A 6,282-nucleotide genomic window follows, 5' to 3' on the forward strand; every position below is an offset into this window, starting at 1 on the left:
GTGGTTGGCTAGATGAAAGTGGTTGTGTTAAGTGACACACATGGTAATGCAGAAATCATTGAACAAGTATATGAGCAAGAACAGGGAGCAAATGCTTTCTTTCATTGTGGCGACAGTGAGTTAAGTTATGATGATTCTCGTTTTCACGAGATGTACCGCGTAAAAGGGAACTGCGACTTTGATTCTGACTATGTAGATGAATTCGTTGTACCAATTGGAGAACGCCGTATCTTCATGACACATGGGCATTTATACAATATTAAAATGATGCTGACACCACTTGATTATAAAGCGCAAGAAGTAGAAGCAGACATCGTATTATTCGGACACTCGCACGTACTCGGCGCACAACAAGTAGGACGCACACTCTTTTTAAATCCAGGAAGTCTGTTGTTGCCAAGAGGCGGCAATCCGAAGAGCTATGCAACAATTGAGTGGGAAGAAGAGCAAGACGAATTGACAGTCACATTCAAAACACCCGACCAACAAATCATTTCACAACACTATTTTCCTATACCAAAAAAATAATGTTGACATATTATCTAGCTTTGTCTATAATAAATATTGTCCTTGAGAAATTCACTTTTCTCAAGCAACACTGTCTCAGTAGCTCAGCTGGATAGAGCAACGCCCTTCTAAGGCGTCGGTCGGGGGTTCGAATCCCTCCTGGGACATACAAGTTAGAGAGTTTAAATCCTTGGTGTATAAGGATTTGTCAAACGTGAAGGGATTATAACGGGGATTAAACAATGTAGTAAAATCCTTAAAATAATCCCTTCTTACTTTTTTGAAATGGATTATAATAAGAATAAGTTTATGTAATCATCTTCCTAATAATATTAGGAAGATTTTTTTGTATGACCAAAAGTAAAAAGTAAAAAAATTATCTGAAACAAAAATACTCTTTTTTCATATTCTATTTAAATCGACCTATAATTATTATAGTTAAAGGAAGATTTGGTTTTGAAAAAATTAACAAAAAATTTTTATAAAGATGGAAAATTGAATACTAGAAGGTACTATGGAAAAAATTGATATAGATATACATTATACAAATCATGGCGATCCTAAAAGCAACCCAATCGACATAAATGATAATACGATTCTAAAGGCTACTAAAACAATTAAAACAATTAAATTGAAGAGGTGAAAGAAGTGAGCGAAAAAGAGTGGAAAGAATTTAAAGAAGGAATAGTAAATGAAGAACAAGAACTAAGCTTTTCATATAAATCAGAAGAATGGTGGATAAGTCGACTATATGGTGAAGAAAAAAGTTATTTATTAACACGTTCTAAGGATTCATACACACAAGAGTTCCGAACAGCTGAAGAATTATTTGCGAATGGAATTATTGATGGAAAAAAATTTATTGAAAGAGTACCTGATTTAGAATGGTAATCAATAGAATACTATATAATGCTAGAAACTATCAAAAAGAAGTAATATACTAAATTACCAAATAATAATTACTGGCTTGCAGTAAAGACTTGGGTGGATGTACTACATTGGATTAGTTTTAGATGATATAGTACAACTACCTCTTCTTTTAATCATAGAGAGGATAAAAAATCATAATGGTCACAATGATTGCTAGGTTGAGAAAAGCTTGTATAGTGTTGAGCAGGTTGAAACGACTTATATACGCTAAAATATTCATACCGAAAAAGAGAACCAGAATAATTAATAAAAGATATTTTTTCATAAATGCCTCCTTTTTATTATACTAATAATATCGTTAATTACAAAAAAGGAATTTAATTATAGATTTTTAATCTGATGTTTCATTTAAAAAATTCAAAAATTTGACAATTGAAAATGAATGGGTTAAGTTAGTTACTAATTTCAAATTCAAAAGCATGGAAGAGGGTATGAGGTGTTTGAGCGAAGATCGAAAGAGAGGGGAATCATCGGCTGAAAGTTCCCTGATTGGACCAATCGTTTTACTCCCTTGGAGTTGTTCTTTGTACCATCTATTCAAAACAATTAAGTACACTTGGTTGGAGCAGTTCGATGATTTTGTCGAAGCGTTTTATCGCTATTATTATTCTGTCGTTTATCGCTACATATGATACATTGGTACTTTATTTTCTCGAAAATATCGTGTGGATTATGATTGTTACAATAATCGGTGTATTAATTCCGATGTATCTACTACAAAAGGGAATTCAATATTGTGAGACGTTCATCGTCATGATGTCGCTGTGCTTCATTCCTGTCTTCACTTTCTTTTTTCAATTACTCGACCCGAGATTAACATGGTCATCTTTGACATTCACAGGTGTTGGTTTATTATTAATACTCGGCATTTTAAGTATGTGGCAAGAGCAAAAGAATGTATAAAAAAGAGGCTTAGGGAGTTATCCCAGAGCCTCTTACTTTTTATTCAGACCATTCATGATCTAACACGAAATCCTGTCCTTCTTTATGGAATGTAGATTTCGCTATTTTTTGATTGGAACCTTCACGATTCCAAAGAACAATCACTTTACGTACATTTGCGTGTTCTTGTCGTACAGATTGTACGATTTGATCTGCTTGTTTTGAAAAATCAGGTGTTTCGGCTGATTTTGGAACTTCAACAAACACTTTCGCTGCATTTCCATCAATCGTCATATTTTGTGTAAGCTTCTCTGTTTTTTCATACTCTTGCACAGTTCCATCTTTAGGTGTAATAAAAAATAGACTCATCATAGAAGCAATTCCAATACCTGAGATGACTAATAAAACGATAGGTAAGATGAATTTTGTATTGCGTGTTTTTGGACGGATAATGGCTAAAATTAGTAGGATGACACCTGATAACGCCATAATACCAAATAAAAATAATGCCATAACTGTTAGAAACATCATAAACGGTTCACTCCTTTCTATTAGTCTAACAAATATTCCATCATCTGTAATGAGAAAACGGTATGCTATGACTTTAGTAAGGGTTAAAAAAATAGCGAGCTTTCTATGATTTACCTCTAATTCCATGTATAATAGAGTCATTGAAAAAAAGTAGGTGAGTTCAATGGGGAAATATCAATTAGATACAAAAGGGCAAGCAGCGGTGACAAAATATCATGAGAAGCAAAAGCCAGCACGCACAAACCAACAAGAGAAGATGGAGAAGATGCGTGAATTATACTTGAAGAAAAAACAAGCAAAAAAATCATAATAAAAGACTGTGACAGTAAATTGTCGCAGTCTTTCTTTCATTCCTCTACTTCACCGATGCGTCTTTCAATCATAATTACGAACGGTATAAGCACGATTTTTCACACCGTCTATAATCAGAAAAGGTTCATGACCCAATTCCTCATCTGTATCTTGAAAATACAGTAAACCATCATACGCCTTATTAATTTTTAAAGTCTTTTTGAGTACGACCATTCGCCAATTCTGTACATACGATTTACCATATAGTTTCCTCCTAGAGTAACTATTCTATGAGGCTCTATCCCCGTCGTAATGACTTCACAATCGTTTATTTCCTGGGGAATATTATGATGTTAATAAATAAAAACAGCGAGAATTATCTCGCTGCTTTAAAAAGTGTTATTTTTTCATTAAGCCATCATAAATTTGATCAAAATTCCATTTCATCATGTTGTAGTAACTATCGCCATGATCGCCTTTTTCAGAAATAGAGTCTGTAAAGATTTTTGCATGAATTGGAATACCTGTTTCTTTTGAAATGGTCTTCATTGGGCGATCATCTACGCTACTTTCAACGAATAGGGCAGGTACTTTTGATTTGCGTAATTGGTCAACTAAATTTTTAATTTGATCTGGTGTACCTTCTTCTTCTGTATTGATTTCCCAGATGTAAGCTGAAGGAATTTGATATGCAAGAGAGAAGTATTTAAAACTACCTTCACTTGTGACAACCATACGCTTGTCTTTTGGAATCTTACTAAATTTTTCTTTCGCTTCTTGGTGTAATTTCATTAGTTTTTGCGTATAATCTGCAGCGTTTTTAGCATAATAGTCTTTATTATCCTTATCTAATAACACTAATTTTTGTGTAATGTTATTCACGTAAATCATACCGTTTTCAAGACTTAACCATGCATGCGGATCTTCTTTACCATCTGCATTTTTGCCTTCTAAGTAAAGAGGTTCAACACCTTCTGATACAGAAAAGTAATCGCGGTTTTCTTTCTTATTTGCATTGTTCATCAGTTTTGTGAACCATGCGTCACCACCTGTTTCAAGGTTTAAACCGTTATAAAGAATTAAGTCAGCATCCGTTGCTTTTTTAATATCTTCTGGTAATACTTCATAGTCATGTGGGTCTTTTCCGACAGGTACAATGCTATGTACATCGACTTTATCGCCTGCAATTTCTTTCGTCATATCATATAGAATCGAGTTTGTAACAACAACTTGTTTACGATCTGTCTCTGTTTTTTTTGCTTCGCCATTACCACATGCAGCAAGAGCGATGGATAGAATCAATATAAGACTCATCCAAATGGTTGATTTTTTCATGAACGAAGAACCTTCTTTCTTAAATGAATTTGTTTTGGTGATACTAAAAAGCTAATTAAAAAGATACTAGTAGCGGTTAGAACAATCGTTGAACCGACTGCTAAATTGAATGAGTAACCAATGAATAAGCCGATTACTGAAGCGAGCGCTCCGAAAAAGGCGGATAAGAAAATCATGTTACGTAAACTCTTTGTATAGAGGTAAGCAGTAGCAGCAGGTGTTATGAGTTGAGCTACGATTAAAATGGTTCCGACACTTTGCATCGCTGTAACAGATACAACAGTTAAAAGTGCCATTAGTAAATAATGGTAGGCATTGACGCGTACACCGAATGCTTTCGCCATGTTTGGGTCGAAAGAGGTGAGTAGTAATGGTTTGAAAAACAGCCATACAATGATAAGTACAATCGTAGCAATACCAATAGTTAACCACTTATCAACATCTTGAACAGCTAAAACATTCCCGAATAAGATGTGGAATAAATCTGTTGAACTGTTCGCAAATCCTATTAAAATAACACCTAGTGCTAGGAACGAACTAAAGGTGATTCCAATCGCTGTATCGCCCTTTATTTTACTATTGTTCGAAATGAATGTGATAATAATTGATGCGAAAAGACCGAATAGAATAGCGCCAATAAAGAAATTAATACTAAAGATATACGAGATGGCGACACCGGGAAGTACTGCGTGTGAAATAGCGTCCCCCATAAGAGACATTCCGCGTAAAATAATAAAGCAACCAACGACACCAGCAACGACACCAATTACGATCGATGTGACCAGTGCATTTTGTAAAAACTCATAATTAGTTAGTCCATCAATAAAGTTTGAGAACATGTTATAACACCCCTAATCCAAGTGCAGCACCATATGTTTTAGCAAGCTGTTCTTTTGTAAATGTTTCTTTTGTAGGACCTTTAGCGATAAGATGTTGGTCCATCATAAGAATTTCATCAAAATAATCATCGACTTTACTTAAGTCATGATGCACAATTAGCACCATTTTTCCCTCATCGCGCAGTTCACGAAGTAGAGACATGATGACTTGTTCACTTGTCGCATCAATTCCTACAAACGGTTCATCTAGAAAGATGAATTTTGCTTGTTGTACAAGTGTTCGAGCGATTAATACGCGCTGGAATTGACCACCAGATAACTCACCAATTTGATTGTTTTTGTAAGACAACATATTTACTTTTTCTAAAGCAGCATCGACTTGTTCCCATTGTGCTTTCGAGATTTTTTTAAACCAACTCATTTTAGGGTAGAGACCTAAAGAGACACATTCGCGTACGGTAATAGGAAATGTATCATCAATCGCACTTTTTTGTTCAACGTAAGCAATTTCTCGTTGTATTTTACTGAATGGTTGTTGATTGAATAAGACCGTTCCTTTACTCGATACTAATTTTAAAATACCTTTGATTAATGTTGATTTGCCTGCACCATTTGGACCGAGTATCCCGATGAGTGCAGGTTTTTTAATTTCAAATGATACATTTTCAACAGCTGGACGACTACCACCATAAGAGACGGTTAAGTTTTGAACAGTTAACATTTGCCTACAACCCTTTCTTTTTCTTACACGAAATAAAATTCACTTCAACTAAAAATGTTTCCTTAAAGAAACTTTAATATTATGATACAGGTTCTCAATTGTTTTGTAAATAGAAAGCGATTATTAGATATAAAAAGAGCGAATCGTAGTAGTGGTTAAGCATTTTTGTTGCTTATTAAAATAAAAAAAGAGCTCAGTTTAGTATGGTACCTGTAGTTAGGACACTCGATAAAAAGAGTGTTTTAA

Annotated in this window: 9 protein-coding genes and 1 tRNA gene; 5 read left to right on the forward strand and 5 right to left on the reverse strand. The window is 34.4% G+C overall.

Annotation, left to right across the window (positions count from 1 at the left end):
- Positions 1 to 12: 12 nt before the first annotated feature.
- The 4 genes from KGI01_RS09840 (at position 13) to KGI01_RS09855 (ending at position 2,340) form a co-directional block, all read left to right on the forward strand.
- Positions 13 to 528, forward strand: a complete 516-nt coding sequence (locus KGI01_RS09840; protein WP_141274541.1) for a metallophosphoesterase — start codon at positions 13 to 15, stop codon at positions 526 to 528.
- A gap of 72 nt (positions 529 to 600) precedes the next feature.
- Positions 601 to 674 (forward strand) — tRNA-Arg (locus KGI01_RS09845).
- Between the two features lie 481 nt (positions 675 to 1,155).
- Positions 1,156 to 1,398, forward strand: a complete 243-nt coding sequence (locus KGI01_RS09850; protein ID WP_141274542.1) for a hypothetical protein — start codon at positions 1,156 to 1,158, stop codon at positions 1,396 to 1,398.
- A gap of 612 nt (positions 1,399 to 2,010) precedes the next feature.
- Positions 2,011 to 2,340 (forward strand): hypothetical protein, encoded by a 330-nt coding sequence (locus KGI01_RS09855; RefSeq protein ID WP_141274543.1) that lies wholly within the window; start codon positions 2,011 to 2,013, stop codon positions 2,338 to 2,340.
- 39 nt (positions 2,341 to 2,379) lie between these two features.
- Here KGI01_RS09855 and KGI01_RS09860 read toward each other — a convergent pair whose 3' ends face one another.
- Entirely contained in the window at positions 2,380 to 2,850 is a 471-nt protein-coding gene (locus KGI01_RS09860) for a hypothetical protein (protein WP_141274544.1), read from the reverse strand.
- Between the two features lie 163 nt (positions 2,851 to 3,013).
- Between KGI01_RS09860 and KGI01_RS13875 the strand changes: the two genes are divergently transcribed.
- Positions 3,014 to 3,160, forward strand: a complete 147-nt coding sequence (locus tag KGI01_RS13875) for a hypothetical protein (protein ID WP_170214772.1) — start codon at positions 3,014 to 3,016, stop codon at positions 3,158 to 3,160.
- A gap of 65 nt (positions 3,161 to 3,225) precedes the next feature.
- Here the strand turns inward: KGI01_RS13875 and KGI01_RS13880 are convergent, their stop codons facing one another.
- The 4 genes from KGI01_RS13880 to KGI01_RS09875 form a co-directional block, all read right to left on the reverse strand.
- Positions 3,226 to 3,375: a hypothetical protein gene (locus KGI01_RS13880; RefSeq protein WP_170214773.1), complete on the reverse strand. Its 150-nt coding sequence runs from the start codon at positions 3,373 to 3,375 to the stop codon at positions 3,226 to 3,228.
- A 165-nt stretch (positions 3,376 to 3,540) separates the two neighbouring features.
- Positions 3,541 to 4,476: a metal ABC transporter substrate-binding protein gene (locus KGI01_RS09865; protein ID WP_141274545.1), complete on the reverse strand. Its 936-nt coding sequence runs from the start codon at positions 4,474 to 4,476 to the stop codon at positions 3,541 to 3,543.
- The gene (locus tag KGI01_RS09870) at positions 4,473 to 5,315 is read right to left on the reverse strand and encodes a metal ABC transporter permease (RefSeq protein ID WP_141274546.1); all 843 of its coding nucleotides are present in this window, start codon (positions 5,313 to 5,315) and stop codon (positions 4,473 to 4,475) included. The genes KGI01_RS09865 and KGI01_RS09870 overlap by 4 nt, the downstream gene beginning before the upstream one ends.
- A gap of 1 nt (position 5,316) precedes the next feature.
- Positions 5,317 to 6,036, reverse strand: coding sequence for a metal ABC transporter ATP-binding protein (locus tag KGI01_RS09875; protein WP_141274547.1), 720 nt, complete (start codon positions 6,034 to 6,036; stop codon positions 5,317 to 5,319).
- Between the last annotated feature and the right edge of the window lie 246 nt (positions 6,037 to 6,282).

Source organism: Kurthia gibsonii (genome assembly GCF_006539985.1).
GTDB lineage: Bacteria > Bacillota > Bacilli > Bacillales_A > Planococcaceae > Kurthia > Kurthia gibsonii.

Excerpts from the sequence above, each read along its gene's own strand:
- KGI01_RS09840 (WP_141274541.1), top strand. The coding sequence starts at position 13 with ATGAAAGTGGTTGTGTTAAGTGACACACATGGTAATGCAGAAATCATT.
- KGI01_RS09855 (WP_141274543.1), top strand. The coding sequence starts at position 2,011 with ATGATTTTGTCGAAGCGTTTTATCGCTATTATTATTCTGTCGTTTATC.
- KGI01_RS09860 (WP_141274544.1), bottom strand. The coding sequence starts at position 2,850 with ATGATGTTTCTAACAGTTATGGCATTATTTTTATTTGGTATTATGGCG.
- KGI01_RS13875 (WP_170214772.1), top strand. The coding sequence starts at position 3,014 with ATGGGGAAATATCAATTAGATACAAAAGGGCAAGCAGCGGTGACAAAA.
- KGI01_RS13880 (WP_170214773.1), bottom strand. The coding sequence starts at position 3,375 with ATGGTCGTACTCAAAAAGACTTTAAAAATTAATAAGGCGTATGATGGT.
- KGI01_RS09865 (WP_141274545.1), bottom strand. The coding sequence starts at position 4,476 with ATGAAAAAATCAACCATTTGGATGAGTCTTATATTGATTCTATCCATC.
- KGI01_RS09870 (WP_141274546.1), bottom strand. The coding sequence starts at position 5,315 with ATGTTCTCAAACTTTATTGATGGACTAACTAATTATGAGTTTTTACAA.
- KGI01_RS09875 (WP_141274547.1), bottom strand. The coding sequence starts at position 6,036 with ATGTTAACTGTTCAAAACTTAACCGTCTCTTATGGTGGTAGTCGTCCA.